The organism is Streptomyces sp. NPDC029674 (assembly GCF_044903205.1).
In the GTDB taxonomy this organism is placed as follows: domain Bacteria; phylum Actinomycetota; class Actinomycetes; order Streptomycetales; family Streptomycetaceae; genus Streptomyces.
The window spans coordinates 87,700-101,239 of the sequence record NZ_JBJDPY010000013.1 but is presented as its reverse complement, the minus strand read 5'-3'; the positions used below and the strand labels follow the sequence as shown (position 1 = coordinate 101,239).

General features: G+C 72.5%; 13 protein-coding genes. 6 read left to right on the top strand and 7 right to left on the bottom strand.

Features of this window, described 5'->3' with window-relative positions:
• Nucleotides 1–199 precede the first annotated feature (199 nt).
• Together ACI2L3_RS28535 and ACI2L3_RS28530 are read left to right on the top strand one after the other, a co-directional pair.
• Nucleotides 200–991 carry an arylamine N-acetyltransferase gene (locus tag ACI2L3_RS28535; RefSeq protein WP_404755253.1) on the top strand — a complete coding sequence of 264 codons (792 nt, stop codon included), beginning with the start codon at nt 200–202 and terminating at the stop codon, nt 989–991.
• A gap of 96 nt (nt 992–1,087) precedes the next feature.
• Nucleotides 1,088–1,564, top strand: a complete 477-nt coding sequence (locus ACI2L3_RS28530) for a VOC family protein (RefSeq protein WP_404755252.1) — start codon at nt 1,088–1,090, stop codon at nt 1,562–1,564.
• A gap of 12 nt (nt 1,565–1,576) precedes the next feature.
• On the opposite strand, the gene ACI2L3_RS28525 is transcribed toward ACI2L3_RS28530, so the two are convergent.
• Entirely contained in the window at nt 1,577–2,308 is a 732-nt protein-coding gene (locus tag ACI2L3_RS28525; protein ID WP_404755251.1) for a class I SAM-dependent methyltransferase, read from the bottom strand.
• Between the two features lie 152 nt (nt 2,309–2,460).
• Here ACI2L3_RS28525 and ACI2L3_RS28520 point away from each other — a divergent pair, with 152 nt between their 5' ends.
• Nucleotides 2,461–3,297, top strand: a complete 837-nt coding sequence (locus tag ACI2L3_RS28520) for a hypothetical protein (RefSeq protein WP_404755250.1) — start codon at nt 2,461–2,463, stop codon at nt 3,295–3,297.
• Here the strand turns inward: ACI2L3_RS28520 and ACI2L3_RS28515 are convergent.
• Nucleotides 3,279–3,776 (bottom strand): GNAT family N-acetyltransferase, encoded by a 498-nt coding sequence (locus tag ACI2L3_RS28515; RefSeq protein ID WP_404755249.1) that lies wholly within the window; start codon nt 3,774–3,776, stop codon nt 3,279–3,281. The genes ACI2L3_RS28520 and ACI2L3_RS28515 overlap by 19 nt on opposite strands.
• A gap of 9 nt (nt 3,777–3,785) precedes the next feature.
• Nucleotides 3,786–4,367 carry an ArsR/SmtB family transcription factor gene (locus ACI2L3_RS28510; protein WP_404755248.1) on the bottom strand — a complete coding sequence of 194 codons (582 nt, stop codon included), beginning with the start codon at nt 4,365–4,367 and terminating at the stop codon, nt 3,786–3,788.
• Between the two features lie 58 nt (nt 4,368–4,425).
• Between ACI2L3_RS28510 and ACI2L3_RS28505 the strand changes: the two genes are divergently transcribed.
• The gene (locus tag ACI2L3_RS28505; protein ID WP_404755247.1) at nt 4,426–5,388 is read left to right on the top strand and encodes a S41 family peptidase; all 963 of its coding nucleotides are present in this window, start codon (nt 4,426–4,428) and stop codon (nt 5,386–5,388) included.
• A gap of 24 nt (nt 5,389–5,412) precedes the next feature.
• On the opposite strand, the gene ACI2L3_RS28500 is transcribed toward ACI2L3_RS28505, so the two are convergent.
• Entirely contained in the window at nt 5,413–8,217 is a 2,805-nt protein-coding gene (locus tag ACI2L3_RS28500; RefSeq protein WP_404755246.1) for a hypothetical protein, read from the bottom strand.
• A gap of 170 nt (nt 8,218–8,387) precedes the next feature.
• On the opposite strand from ACI2L3_RS28500, the gene ACI2L3_RS28495 reads away from it, so the two are divergent.
• Both ACI2L3_RS28495 and ACI2L3_RS28490 read left to right on the top strand, forming a co-directional pair.
• The gene (locus ACI2L3_RS28495) at nt 8,388–8,831 is read left to right on the top strand and encodes a DUF3093 domain-containing protein (protein WP_404755245.1); all 444 of its coding nucleotides are present in this window, start codon (nt 8,388–8,390) and stop codon (nt 8,829–8,831) included.
• Between the two features lie 357 nt (nt 8,832–9,188).
• Nucleotides 9,189–9,629, top strand: a complete 441-nt coding sequence (locus tag ACI2L3_RS28490; protein WP_404755244.1) for an SSI family serine proteinase inhibitor — start codon at nt 9,189–9,191, stop codon at nt 9,627–9,629.
• Nucleotides 9,630–9,787: 158 nt separating this feature from the next.
• Here ACI2L3_RS28490 and ACI2L3_RS28485 read toward each other — a convergent pair whose 3' ends face one another.
• The 3 genes from ACI2L3_RS28485 to ACI2L3_RS28475 all read right to left on the bottom strand — a co-directional run bounded on the left by ACI2L3_RS28485 (nt 9,788) and on the right by ACI2L3_RS28475 (nt 13,443).
• The gene (locus ACI2L3_RS28485; RefSeq protein WP_404755243.1) at nt 9,788–11,428 is read right to left on the bottom strand and encodes a CaiB/BaiF CoA transferase family protein; all 1,641 of its coding nucleotides are present in this window, start codon (nt 11,426–11,428) and stop codon (nt 9,788–9,790) included.
• A complete protein-coding gene (locus tag ACI2L3_RS28480) occupies nt 11,428–12,378 on the bottom strand; it encodes a TauD/TfdA dioxygenase family protein (protein WP_404755242.1) in 951 nt (316 codons plus the stop codon). Before ACI2L3_RS28480 ends, ACI2L3_RS28485 begins: the two co-directional genes overlap by 1 nt.
• Nucleotides 12,379–12,582: 204 nt before the next feature.
• Nucleotides 12,583–13,443 carry an SAM-dependent methyltransferase gene (locus ACI2L3_RS28475; RefSeq protein WP_404755241.1) on the bottom strand — a complete coding sequence of 287 codons (861 nt, stop codon included), beginning with the start codon at nt 13,441–13,443 and terminating at the stop codon, nt 12,583–12,585.
• Nucleotides 13,444–13,540 lie beyond the last annotated feature (97 nt).

Sequence of the window (13,540 nt, the reverse complement as noted above, 5' to 3'; positions counted from 1 at the left end):
GGGGCGCGCCCCCGCGGGCGCGGCGGGGCGCCCCCCCCCCCCCCCCCCGGCCGGGGGGGGGGCGGGGGGGGCCCGGGGGGGGGGGGCCCCCCCCCCCCCCGGCGCCGGCATCATCCGGAAGTCCTAGGTCCGACGGACGGTCCCGGCGCCGTCCGAAGGTCGTGGCCCCGGCGGCGTCCGCCGCACCACACTGGTGCCCATGGACACCGAACAGATCGACGCCTACCTGCGGCGCATCGGCACCGGACGCCCGGCGGCCCCCACGACGCAAGCACTCCGCGACCTGCACCTGGCGCATCTGCGCAGCGTTCCCTTCGAGAACCTCTCGGTCCACCTCGGCGAGGACATCGAGCTGACCGGCAAGGCGCTGGTGACGAAGGTCGTCGACGCGCGCAGAGGCGGATTCTGCTACGAGCTCAACGGCGCCTTCGCCGCCCTCCTGACGGCTCTCGGCTTCGACGTCACGCTGCTGCAGGCACGGGTGTACGACGACGCCGGGCAGCCCGGCATCCCCTACGACCACCTCGCCCTGCGCGTGCGGACCGAGGACAGCGGGGACTGGCTGGCCGACGTCGGCTTCGGTGCCCACAGCCACCTGCCGCTCGCCTTCGGGGACCGGGGCGAGCAGGCCGACCCCGGCGGGACGTTCCGCATCGCCGGGGCTCCGGAGGATGACCTCCAGGTCGTCAAGGACGGCAAGCCGCAGTACCTGGTCGACCTGCGGCCGCGCGCGCTGGCCGACTTCACGGCGGGTGCCTGGTACCACCGCACCTCGCCCGACTCCCACTTCACGCGCTCCCTGGTCTGCTCCCGCGTCACCGGGAGCGGTGGCCGGGTCACCCTGAGCGGGCGCACCCTCACCACGACCGTGGACGGCGAGCGGCGGACGGCCGAGCTGGCCACGGAGGCGGAGGTGCTCGCGGCGTACGACCGGCATTTCGGGATCGTGCTGGAGCGGGAGCCGCAGCTGCGCCGGCCGGAGAGGACATGATCTCGGCGGATGGCGATGAGTTCCGGGCGGTGCGACGGTCCACATAGGCAGACATCAGGAGCGGGCAGGACCGCCGCGTACCGACAGGAGAACGCCATGCCCAGGATCACGCCCAACCTCTGGTTCGACCAGCAGAGCGAGGAGGCGGCGAAGTTCTACGTGTCGGTCTTCCCGAACTCCGGGATCAGCAACATCTCGTACTACGGAGAGGCCGGCCCGCGCCCCGCCGGCACCGTCCTGACCGTGGAGTTCTCACTCGACGGCCAGCCGTACACGGCGATCAACGGCGGCCCGGAGTTCACCTTCGACGAGGCCGTCTCCTTCCAGATCGACTGCGCCGACCAGGCAGAGGTCGACTACTACTGGACGAAGCTCTCCGAGGGCGGCCAGGAGGGTCCCTGCGGGTGGCTCAAGGACAAGTACGGCCTGTCCTGGCAGGTCGTGCCCGCCGCGCTCGGCGAGCTCCTCTCCGACCCGGACGCGGAGCGGGCGCAGCGCGCCATGCGGGCGATGCTCGGCATGGGGAAGCTCGATGTGGCGGCGCTGCACGCGGCGGCCGACGACAAGGCGTAGCGGGTCGCGCGGCTACGCCTTACTCGCCACCACCAGGCGCCAGTGCGGGCTGCCGTCGGCGCGGCGCCCGAACTCCTCCAGAGGGTGCAGCCGCACGTCGAAGCCCGCGTCGGCGAGGTCGTCGCGCACCGCGCCGAGCGGGAAGGTCCGGTAGTACATGACGAAGGGCGGCCGCCACAGGCGGTTCCGTGCCCGCATCACGCCGTCGAAGCCGAGCAGCGCCCAGTACCAGGGGGAGGTGAGGGGCTGCGGGGCGCCGATCGGGAAGGCGAAGAGGCCGCCGGGGCGCAGGGCCCGGTGGACGCCGGCGAAGAGGGCGGGCCGTTCGGAGGGCAGGAAGTGGCCGAACGCCCCGAAGCTGACGGCGAGGTCGAAGCCTTCGCAGAACGGCAGGGCGCGCGCGTCGGCCCGTACCCACTCGACCGCGGGCGCGCCGGGGCCCGGTCCCCGCACCGTCTCCGCGGCGGTCGCGAGCATCCCCGCGCTGAAGTCCACGCCGGTGACCCGCTCGCGGCACAGCGGCAGCAGCGTCCCGACGCCCGCGCCGGTTCCGCAGCACACGTCGAGGCCCGCGCCGAAGGGGCCGAGGGGGCGCAGCGTGTCGGCTGTCGCCCGCAGGAATCGGCCAGGCGTGCGGAACGGCGTGCGGTCGAATTTCGGGGCGAGCAGGTCGTACCCGTGCTCGGTGGACGAGAACGCCTGAACGGCGAGCTCACGCAGCGTGGGACCCTGGGAGGAGAACATCGGCTCCAGGGTAGTCAGCGGGGCCGCCGACCGGGTCCGCGGTGGAGCGTCGCCGTGGCCGGATACCGCCACGAGGTCTACCGGGGGGCGGCAGGGGTCGGGTAGAGGTGCACGTCTGCCCCAGCCCCGTTCCCCGCTCCCGGAGGTGCTCCATGGCCACAGACCGGCACAGGACAAGGACCGCGTCGGGCAAGACCCGGTTCGACGACATCTACGACCAGCCGGACCCGCGCGCCTACTTCCGGACGCTGGCGCCCTACGAGTACGAGATACCGCAGCACGCCCAGGCGGTGTTCCGCCGCACCCGCGACCTGCGCGCCCAGCTGCCCGGCGACGAGGGTCCCGTGACGGTCCTGGACCTGTGCTGCTCGTACGGCATCAACGCGGCACTGCTCAACCACGACCTCACCCTCGCCGACCTGTACGCCCACTACACCTCGGCCGAGGCCGCCGCGCTCACGCCGGACGAACTCGTCGAGCGCGACAAGGAGTTCTACGCCTCGCGGCGGCGCCCCGACGCCACCCCGGTCATCGGCCTCGACCTGGCGGAGAACGCCACCCGCTACGCGCTGGACGCGGGCCTCCTCGACGAGGCGTACGCGGAGAACCTGGAGCGGCATCCGCCCAGCCCGCAGCTGCGCGACGCGGTCGCCCGCACCGGTCTGATCACGGTCACCGGGGGCATCGGCTACATCTCGCACCGCACCTTCGACGCGCTGCTCGACTGCGCCCGGCTGCCGGTCTGGGTGAGCGCGTTCGTGCTGCGGACGGTGCCGTACGGACGCATCGTCGAGACGCTGGCCGCGCACGGCCTCGACACGGTGACGGACTCCTCACGGACCTATACGCAGCGGCTCTTCACCAGCCCCGAGGAGCGTCGCGACGCGATCCGGCAGGTGAGGCTGGCGGGCGAGGATCCCGCCGGGTACGAGTCGGAGGGCCGCTATCACACGCGGCTGCACGAGTCGCGTCAGAGCGTCAGGACGTAGCTCGTCCCCGGACGGCCGTCGAGCCGGACGTCCCCGGTGGGCACGAAGCCGACGCGGGTGAGCACGGCCCGCGAGCCCGGGTTGTCCAGCGTCGTCGCGGCACGCAGCTCGGTCAGGCCGTACGCGGTGCGGGCGAGGTCGCGGATCTGCCGGACGGCCCGGGTGGCGAGGCCCTGTCCCGCGGCCTTCTCCGCGACGCGGTAGCCGAGTTCGGCGCTGCCGTCCGCGACGTCGACGAGGTTGACGCGTCCGAGGATCGCGCCGTCGTCGTCCACCAGCACGTGGAAGAAGCAGGCCCCCGTCGCCTGCTCGGCCAGGAGGGCGCGGTGCCGCGTGTCGAAGTCGCGGAAGTAGGCGTCTCCGCGGTCGGGGACCGACGCGGCGAAGTAGGCGCGGTTCGCCTCCTCGAAGGCGAGCAGCGCGGGGGCGTGGTCGGCGCGAAGAAGCTCTGGTTCAGGGGTGGTTATGGGTGCGGACATGCGAGGACTCTACGCAGTGCCCGTAGGAGTGCGAGTGGCAGTGTCCGTGGCGTCGGCAGTGTCCTCACCCGGCCGCACCTGCTCGTACAGCGCCACCAGCACGCCGTGCACCGGCTCTCCTTCCTCGGCCTCGTCGACCAGCCGGGCGAGCGTCTCGGCGAGTTCCCGCGCCTTGTCGGGGCTGAGGCGCACGTGGCGCAGGGACAGCGTGGTTTGCGGCGAGCGCCCCAGCTCCTGGGCGACGGCGCCGAGCATCGCGGCGGTCCCCTCGGTACGCGGCTCGGCGACGGCCATGCGGTCGGCCACCCGCTGGTAGTACTGCTCGGTGCCGCCCCTGACCTTGCGGGTCTCGGCGATCCGGACAAGCCCGGCGGTGCGCAGCACCTTCAGGTGATGGGCCACGTTGCCCTTGGCCGTGTCGAGGCGCACCGCCAGCTGGCTGATGGTGGCGGGCTCGTGTCCCAGCGAGAAGAGCAGGCGCTGGCGGAGGGGGTGCGCCAGGGCGGCGTGCTGCTCCGGGGACTCGATGTCGACGACGCCGCGGGGCGGGGGCTGTTGGGGCGGCGGGCACGGCTGGGGCTGGTCGGGCATGCGCCAAGTGTCCAATGTTCTTGACGCTTTGGGAAGAGGGCTGTTCTACTCCCCTGCCATGACCACCGTCACGCAGCATCTCAGCGTCGCCTCCGTCATCGAGGCGACCGCCCAACTCGTCGAAGAGCACTATGTGTTCCCCGAACCGGCCGGACGTCTCGCCGCTCTGCTGCGGCTGCGCCTCGCCGACGGCGCGTACGACGTGGAGGAGCCCGCCGACCTGGCCCGCGTGGTCACCACGGACCTCCAGTCCCTCAACGGCGACCTCCACCTGCGCCTCAAGCACCACGGCCAGCCGGTGCCCGCCGAGCGGGGCGCGGCCGTCCTGGCCGCGATGCGCGAGGAGTTCGACACCTCGCTGGGCGGCGTGCCCCGGTTGGAGCTGCTGGCGGGCGGGGTGGCGCTGCTCGAGCTGGCGCCGGCCCTGTTCCCGCTGCCATGGTCCGCCGAGCCGCTGGGGGCCGCGCTCACCCTGGCCGCCCCGGCCGACGCCCTGATCCTCGATCTGCGCGCCAACACCGGCGGCGACCCCGACGCGGTCGCGTTCGTCTGCGGGCACCTCCTGGACCGGAGCACCCACCTCAACTCCATGTACTGGCGCGACGGCGAACGTCTCGAACAGTCCTGGAGCCCCGCCCATGTGCCGGGCGCCCGGTTCGGCGGCGACAAGCCGCTCTACGTACTGACGAGCGGGCGCACCTTCTCGGCCGGCGAGGAACTCGCGTACGACCTCCAGCAGTTGGGGCGGGCGGTCGTCGTCGGCGAGACGACCAGCGGCGGGGCGCATCCCCGCGAGGGCTGGACCGTGCACACGCACTTGGAGGCGACCATCCCGGTGGGCAGGGCCGTCAATCCCGTGTCGGGCACCAACTGGGAGGGCACGGGCGTGCACCCCGACGTGCCCTGCGCCGCGTCCGACGCCCTCGACCGGGCGCACGCACTGGCGCTGGCGCGGCTCGACGGAGGGACCGCCGAGCCGCACACACGGACGGCCAACGCGGCGGAAGCACCGCCGAGTTGACCGCATTCCGCGCTACGTTCCGCGCTACGAGGCGTCGCGGACCCTGCCGGTGACCTTCGGGCCCGGCTGCGGCTCCCAGTTCTCGTCGTAGACGTAGAGCTGGGCCTTCAGGGATTCCTCCTGCTCGCTCACGGCGTCCTTGACGGTGGGCACCCGCACTTCGGCGCTCTTCTCACCCGCGGGCACGATGACGAACAGGCCTTGTCCCGGCTCCTCCGTCACCTTGGACAGCGGCCGCTCCGGGCGGGGCTTCGCGCCGAACTCGTTCTCCAGCCAGCGCGGGTCCACGTCCAGGGTGGACAGTTCCTTGCCGCCGTCGGCGGGCTGGAAGGAGAGCACGGCCATCATGTCCACGTCGACGGGCTCCGAGAGCGTCATCCGCCACGTCAGCGGTTTGCCCTCGGTGACCCGGTCCTTGACGGGTTCGAGCGTGATCTTCGGCATCGGATCGTCGTTGCGTGCCGTCACCCCACCGCGGTAGGAGCCGACCACCGCGCCGCGCACCGCCTTGACCAACGCGTCGTGCGCGATGTCGTGACCGTAGCGGGTGTCGCCGCGCACCTCGACCGGCACATCGACGCGTTCGCCCGGCCGTACCGTCACCGTCCGGTGCGTGATCCCGTCCGTGCCGGGCTTGGGCACGGAGAACCTGACCTTGCCGCTGCCCTCACCCGAGACGCGCACCGGAACGCTGTACGTGCGCACTCCGGAGTCGCCTTCCTCGACGGTCAGCCGGCCGACGTCGACGCGCGGCAGCTGGGCCGCCCGCACCGCCGGGGTGCCCGGGCGCCAGCCCCAGGCGTCCACCAGCCACGCCTTGCCGGAGCGGGTGCGCGGGGTGAGTTCCAGGGTCTTCACGTGCTTGAGGTCGAGGGTGTCACGGGCCGCCGCGGACAGCGGTACGCGCACTTCGCGCCCCCAGTAGGAGGCGGTCCGGTCGGTGCCCGGCAGTCCGTCGACGCTCACCCGGCCGAGCTTCGCCCGGTGTCCCGACGCGTCGACGAGGGTGACGTCGAGCCGGGTGCCCGTGGTGTTGGGCGGCACGATCAGGCGGAGTGCCACGTCCTTGGCGCCCGCCAGGGAGACGGGCCGCGCGGGGCTGATCCGCACCGGCTCCCCCGCCCTGGACCAGCGCATCGCCACCGCGTTCCGGCCGGGTTCCGGTGCGATCTCCCAGCGCGCGAAGTGCGGGGAGTTCCCGGACGTCGAGGAGGGCAGGCAGGCGTCGGAGTCGGTGGCTGCCACCTGGGCGCACAGGCGTCCGCCCTTGACGGTGGTCGAGGCGCCCGGGAGCAGGGCCTGCGTGCGGTGCGCGCCGACGGCGTGGGTGAGCACCCGCGCGGGGTCCGCGGAGGGAGCGCGCCGGTCCGAACCGTCGAGGAGGGGCCGCACCCGGTCGTCGCCCGCGACGAACAGGCGGGCCGAGGCGGCTATGTACGTGGCTCCGGCGGCCTGCTGCTGCGAGGCGGTCAGCCGGGTCCCGGTGCCCTTCGAGCAGACGGGGTCGGTGGTGCCGTCGGACGAGAAGTCGTCGTCCGCGGGTGCGGTCGCCTGGCCCGGGGTCCACTCGCTGTTGAAGAAGTTGTGATTCGCGCCGACCATGTAGACCGCGCTGTGCAGGGCGGTGCCGCGGCTGATGCCGCGGGTTCCGTCGACGTAGATCTCGCCCTGGAGGTCGGACACGTCTCCGTCGCAGCCCGGCAGGATCGTCGTGGAGGGCACGTCGGGGGCCGGGTTCTGGCCGAAGACGGTGGGGCCTATCAGCACGTTGCCGCGGATCTTCCAGCGGACCGGGCCGCCGTAGCCGTCCTGGTCGGCGGGCGGGCGGGCGAGGCTGTCCAGCGCGGCGCGGTTGACGCCCTCGCCGCCCCGGGAGTGTCCGACGAGGAGCACGCGGGAGAGGTCGGCGGGCGCGACGGCGCGCACCGCGGCGGGGGCGGTGGACCGCTTCTCGGCCCAGTCCGCCCAGCGGGCGAGGTGCAGCCGCACCAGCGACGAGCGGGCCTGCGCGCCGCCGTCCTCGGCGACGTCGTCCTGGCCGTTGATGCCGTTGGCGGCGATGGAGACGGTGACGTACCCCTGGGAGGCCAGGAGCTTCTGGGCGCGGTGATAGCCCTTGTGGCTCGGCACCGGCTTCGTGCCGGCCGTGCAGGGCCATCCCATGCCCTGTCCGTCGCCTGCGCCGTAGCAGGTGTAGTGGCGGCCGTGCAGGAACAGGGCCAGCGGCCGCTTCCCGGGTGCGTCGGCGGGGCCGATCACGTCGGCCTTCATCTCCACCGGTGCGGGAAAGCCGGGCAGCCGTACCGAGTTGAGGGAGTAGGTGCCGGTGACGGTGCGGTAGCGGCCCGGCTTTCCGGGGTCGACGGCGTTCGCGGGCGGGGGTGTCGCGGGCCGTGCGGACGGGTTGCGGCGCGGGCCGCGCGACTCCGCGTCGGTCCCGGCCTCGTCCAGGCGGCGGCCGGCGGCCAGCACCTTCAGCCGCTTCGCGGGGCCGATGCGCGCGCCGTGCAGCGGCAGCCGGAAGGAGCGCCGGTCCTGCGCCGCCACGGGCCGGCCGAGGAGCTTGTCCCCGGCGTAGAACTCGACCCGCGCGTCACCCATGGGGACCGGGTCGGGCGAGGCCCAGACGAGCTCCTTCCCTGCGCCTTCCCCGGCCAGCCGCCAGCCTTCCCGCAGGCCCTTGCCGTCGGCTCCGGCCGACGCGGGCGCCGGGGGCGGCCCGGGCACCGGAGGGTCGGCGGACGGCAGGGCCTGCGCGGCGCCCGGCGACACCGCCGCCAGGGCGAGCACCGCCAATGCCGCGGTCGCCACTCGTGCGACACGTCTCAACGTGGTTCTCCTCGTCATCACTCGCGCCGGAGCACGTATCCGAACTCACGTGCCCCGCTTACGCTTTCGATGACGGGAATCAATGGCCACGAGTTGCCTCGCGGTACGCACGGGTGACAAGAGGCGGGCCCCCCGCCCCCGGCCGCGCGCCTGCCTGCCAGGATGCGGTCATGCACATCTACGAAGAGCGGCTGAGCGTCCCCCGCTCCTGGTGGGGACTGGTGGCGCTCGGCGGAGCCGGACTGGCCGTGGCGGCCATTCCCTTCGGCGTGCTCGCCGCGGTGACGGCGGCCACGGTCGGTATCGCGGTGTCCGCCGCGCTCGTGCACCTGCACGGCAGCGTGCGCATCCTCGTGACGCCGGGCTCCCTCGTCGTCGGCAAGCGCGTCATCCCCATCGAGGCGCTCGGCGCGACGGAGATCCTCGACGAGCGGGAGGCCTTCGAATGGCGCACGGTCAGGGCGAACCCGTACGCGCTGCTGCTCCTGCGGTCCTACATCCCCACCGCACTGCGCATCGAGTTGCGCAACTCATGGGGAGGCGCGCCCTACGTGTATGTGTCGACGCGTCAGCCGATGAACCTGGCCGCCGTGTTGGCGTTCTCGCGCGGCTGACCCGCCACGCCGCTTCGTCGATCATGAGGGAATCAACCCCGGCGCACCATCGATTCGAAAGGTGATGGCGCCGTTCAACGATGATTTCCGGACGATACAGATCGTCTAAAGCAGAACCAATTTTTCATTTCCGCAGGTCAGGCGGTGGTTCTCCGTTATACCAACACCGTTCGTCCACATGTTGGACACGCCGTACGGAACCGCTCCCACCACCCCTGAGCTGCCCGAACGATCGTACGGTCACCGCTCACCGGAGCGACACATCCGGAAATCGACCATCCGGATGGCACTCACTCTCCGCACCGGCAAGACTCCTCACCGCAGTCACCAACCGCATCGATCGAAGGAGAGTCCACCATGCGTCGCACCCTCAAGGCCGTGGGAGCAGCCGCAGCCGCGGCCACCTGCGTCCTCGCCGCGACAGCAGGCACCGCGCAGGCCGAGGCCCCGAAGAGCAAGAGCCTCTACGCGCCGACGGCCCTGGTGTTGACGGTCGGCCAGGGCGAGGACGCCGGCTCCGCCGCGGTGGAGCGCGCCGTGACACTCACCTGCGCGCCGCGCCCCGCGGGGACCCACCCTGCGCCGGCCGCCGCGTGCGCCGAACTCGCCAAGGTCGGCGGCGAGTTCAACCACCTGGTCGGGACCAACTCCGACGCCGTCTGCACCAAGGAGTGGCAGCCGTTCACCGTGACGGTCGCCGGCGTCTGGAACGGCAAGCACGTCAACTGGTCCACGACCTTCGCGAACCGGTGTGAGATGAAGGCTGGTCTCGGGGAGGGCGCGGCACTGTCCTTCTGACGGGATCCCTGAACCACACTCAGGGGAGTCCCGGTGACCTTTCGTGGGGGAAGGCGGCCGGGACGCGGGGCGGCCCCCGGTGTCGGGTGACACCGGGGGCCGTAGTGTGTCCTCGGCCGCCCGGGCACGGCGCCGCCGACGCGCGGGTGGCTCGACGTCTACGACGTGGCGTGAGCGCTCGCCGTCTGCCCGGCCCGGGCCCGCTCGTCCAGCCTCCGCAGGACCCTGGCGCGCAGCAGCTCGTACTCCTCGCGGCACTGGCGGATCTCGGGCGGGCGCACGACGACGGCGCCCTCAGTGACGGTCTCGCCGGGCAGGAACTGGCCACGGGTGAGGTCTATCTCGACCCCGGAGGACAGCCGGTTCCACCAGTGATATCCCGTCCGCTCGCCTTCGGCGTGGACCTCGCCCAGTACCAGCTCCCCGCCCAGCAGGTCGTTCAGGACGAGCGCCGTGACGCCGCACTGGTCCCGCTCGGGGTTGTCCGGCGACCATGGGTCGCCGGATCTCGGGTCGGCGGTGTCCGGACCCCAACTGTCCCGCAGCGCCGCCTCGATGTCGGTGAGTCTCAGTGGTGTCGCGCATGTCGTGCGTGTCATGAGGGCACCCTCGCACCCGCCACTGACAATCACGCGTCGTCGGCCTCGTGGGCCGCCAGCACCTCGCGCGTGTCCGCGCCCGCCTCCCGCACCACGCCCCGGACCCGCGCCCGGCGTGCGGGACAGGGAGACGGGCGAGGCGAGCCCGCGGTAGTCGCCGTCCTCGACGACCAGGCCGCGGTGGCGCACCTGGGGTGCGGTCAGCGCCTCGGCGACGTCGTGCACGGGTGAGGCCGGAACGCCCCGTGCCGTGAGGAGCGCGGTGAGGTCCGCGCGGGGGCGGGCGGCGATGGCCTTCTCCAGGGCGGCACGCAGCTCCTGTTGGTGGCGTACGCGGTCGGGGTTGGTGCGGAAGCGCGGGTCGCCGGCCAGCGCCGGGAGCCCCAGTACGTCGGTGAGCGCGGCGAACTGCCGGTCGTTGCCGACCGCGATGAACAGCGGCCCGTCGGCGGCGGCGAACGAGTCGTAGGGGGCGATGGTGGGGTGCGCGGAGCCGGTGCGGCGCGGGACGGTGCCGTCGGCGAGCCAGGTCGCCGAGTGCGGGTGGAGCAGGCTGACCGCGGTGTCCAGGAGGGTGCAGTCGACGAGCTGGCCGAGTCCGGAGCGGTGCCGTTCGTGGAGGGCCAGCAGGACGCCGGAGAAGGCGAGGATGCCGGTGACCTGGTCGACGACCGGCACGCCGACGCGCAGTGGCGGTCCGTCCGGCTCGCCGTTGACGCTCATCAGACCGCTGTAGGCCTGCAGCACCGCGTCGTAGCCGGGCTGTCCGCCGAGCGGTCCGTCGGTGCCGAAGCCGGTGACGCGGCAGTGGACGAGAGCGGGGAAGCGGCGCCGCAGCTCCTCGTCGGAGTAGCCCCACTTGGCGAGGGTGCCCGCCTTGAAGTTCTCGATGACGACGTCGGTGCCGCGCAGCAGCGTGCCGAGGATGTCGCGGCCCTCGGGCACGGAGAGGTCGACGACGATGTTCTTCTTGCCGCGGTTGAGGTTCCGGTAGTAGGCGGAGGTGTCCGGCGCGACGAACGGCGGGCCCCAGCCGCGGGTCTCGTCACCGGCCGGGGGCTCGACCTTGATGACATCGGCCCCGTGGTCGGCGAGCAGTTGCGCGCAGTAGGGCCCGGCGAGGACCCGGGACAGGTCGAGCACCTTGAGCCCGGCGAGGGCGCCCTCAGAGGTGCCGGGCGCGGGCGGCGGATTCGTCATCAGTACGGCCGGTCGCCCGCGATGGCGACGCGCTCCGCGACCCGCCGGTGCGGGGCGTAGTCGTCGACGGCGTAGTGCTGCGTGGCGCGGTTGTCCCAGAAGGCGACGTCGCCCGCCTGCCAGTGGAACCGCACCTGGTACTCCGGCACATGGGCCTGCCGCACGAGGTAGCCGAGCAGCCGGTCGCTCTCCTCGCGCTCCATGCCGACGATGTGCGTGGTGAAGGAGGTGTTGACGAAGAGCATCCGCCGTCCGGTCTCCGGGTGCGTGCGCACCACGGGGTGGGTGACGGGCGGGAACTCGTCCTGGAGCGGGGCGAGCTTCTCGGGGCCGTAGAAGCGGGCGAAGCCGGGGATGAAGTCGTGCACGGCGTACGCGCCGTCGATGCGCGCCTTCACCGTGTCGGGGAGGTTGTCGTACGCGGCCGCCATGTCCGCCCACATCGTGTCGCCGCCGAACGGCGGCACCTCGTGCAGCTGCAGCACCGCGCCCAGCGCCGGGCGTTCGCGGAAGGTGACGTCGGCGTGCCAGACGTTCTCGTACGTGGGTGTGGCGCTGCCGCCCTTGTCGAAGCGGACGACGTCGTCGGCGGAGCCGCGCGCGAGCAGCGGATTGGTCTCCAGTTCGCCCCAGTTGAGGGCGAAGGCGCGCTGCTGCCCGGAGGTGATGCGGGCGCCGCGGAAGAACAGCACCTTCCACTCCAGGAGGGCGCGGTTGAGCTCCTCGCGCAGGGCGGGCGTCAGCGGCCGCGCGAGGTCGACGCCGCGGATCTCGGCGCCGATGACGCGGCCCCGGGGCACGACGTCGAAGAGTTCGTAGGGGCGCTCCTGCCAGTCGTCGGGCAGGCGGCGCAGGGTGCGGCGGCCCTCGTACATGCCGTCGGCGGGTACGCGTGCTTCGCGCAGGACGGGGGTCGCGGGGGCCACGGAGGTCTGCGGTGAGGCGGTCATGGGGTCTGATCCTTCGGACGCGGGAACGGGCTGGCGTACGCACGGGGCGGACTCCGTACAGCGGAGGAGCGGACTCCGTACAGCTAGCGGCCCGATCGCTCGCACCCGCGCCGCCACGGGACGCCGAACGTCCGGGTGGCGGCGGTCAGGTGCTGGATCATGGTCGTCATTGTGGGACGTGGATCCCTGCGGGTCAACCGTCCGCTACGGCTTGCGCAGCACTCCCCCGTACTCGTAGATCCCCTTGTTGGCGGCGGTCACGCCGAGGTAGGGCACGAGATCGGGGTCGACAGGGGCGAGTTCCGGCTGGTCGGGGTCGGGGCGCCAGTCGACGAGGTTCAGCACGCCGGGCTCCACCGGCTCCAGGCCTTCGAGCAGCACGTCGACCTCGGCGGGCGTGCGGGTCTGCCAGGGCACGCCGCCGCCGGCGATGTGCTCGGTCATCCGCGCGCCGCGCTCGGGGTCGTCGCAGACGACCTGCGAGAAGCTCACGAAGCTGCCGGGAGCCGCGCGGTCGATGATCGTGCGCAGGATCCGGTGCGGGTCGTCGGCGTCGACGAGGTGGTGTCCCACGGAGAGGAAGAGCACGGCGACCGGCTCGTCGAAGTCGATGAGGCGCGTCACGTCGGGGTGGGCCAGGATCGCGTCCTGGTCCCGCATGTCGCCCATGATGACCGTCGTGGAGGAGTCGTCGGCGAGCAGCGCGCGGCCGTGCGCGAGGACGATCGGATCGCAGTCCACGTAGACGACGCGCGCGTCGGGGGCGAAGCGCTGGGCGACCTGGTGGACGTTGTTGTCGGTGGGCAGCCCGCAGCCCATGTCGATGAACTGGCGGATGCCCTCCTCGCGCGTCAGATGCCGCACCGCACGGTAGAGGAACTGGCGGTTCTGCCGGCAGATGTCGACGACCTCGGGGAACGAGGGCACGGTGGAGAGGACGAACTTCCGGTCGATCTCGTAGTTGTCCTTGCCGCCCAGCATCCAGCCGTAGCCGCGGGCCGACGTCGGGACGTCGTAGGGAATGGACGGCCCGGACACCGTCTCGGACTGGTTGTCACTCGCCACAGCGCGCTCTCCACCTCTCCCGCGGGATTCACGGAACGTGTTCCTTGCCGCGACACTATCCGGTGATCCACGTTCGAGTGAACGAACTTCACAAACT

Bases quoted from the DNA above. Each gene is read 5' to 3' on its own strand.
- ACI2L3_RS28520 (WP_404755250.1), top strand. From the start codon at position 2,461: ATGGCCACAGACCGGCACAGGACAAGGACCGCGTCGGGCAAGACCCGG.
- ACI2L3_RS28525 (WP_404755251.1), bottom strand. From the start codon at position 2,308: ATGTTCTCCTCCCAGGGTCCCACGCTGCGTGAGCTCGCCGTTCAGGCG.
- ACI2L3_RS28530 (WP_404755252.1), top strand. From the start codon at position 1,088: ATGCCCAGGATCACGCCCAACCTCTGGTTCGACCAGCAGAGCGAGGAG.
- ACI2L3_RS28485 (WP_404755243.1), bottom strand. From the start codon at position 11,428: ATGACGAATCCGCCGCCCGCGCCCGGCACCTCTGAGGGCGCCCTCGCC.
- ACI2L3_RS28535 (WP_404755253.1), top strand. From the start codon at position 200: ATGGACACCGAACAGATCGACGCCTACCTGCGGCGCATCGGCACCGGA.
- ACI2L3_RS28495 (WP_404755245.1), top strand. From the start codon at position 8,388: ATGCACATCTACGAAGAGCGGCTGAGCGTCCCCCGCTCCTGGTGGGGA.
- ACI2L3_RS28505 (WP_404755247.1), top strand. From the start codon at position 4,426: ATGACCACCGTCACGCAGCATCTCAGCGTCGCCTCCGTCATCGAGGCG.
- ACI2L3_RS28490 (WP_404755244.1), top strand. From the start codon at position 9,189: ATGCGTCGCACCCTCAAGGCCGTGGGAGCAGCCGCAGCCGCGGCCACC.
- ACI2L3_RS28480 (WP_404755242.1), bottom strand. From the start codon at position 12,378: ATGACCGCCTCACCGCAGACCTCCGTGGCCCCCGCGACCCCCGTCCTG.
- ACI2L3_RS28515 (WP_404755249.1), bottom strand. From the start codon at position 3,776: ATGTCCGCACCCATAACCACCCCTGAACCAGAGCTTCTTCGCGCCGAC.
- ACI2L3_RS28510 (WP_404755248.1), bottom strand. From the start codon at position 4,367: ATGCCCGACCAGCCCCAGCCGTGCCCGCCGCCCCAACAGCCCCCGCCC.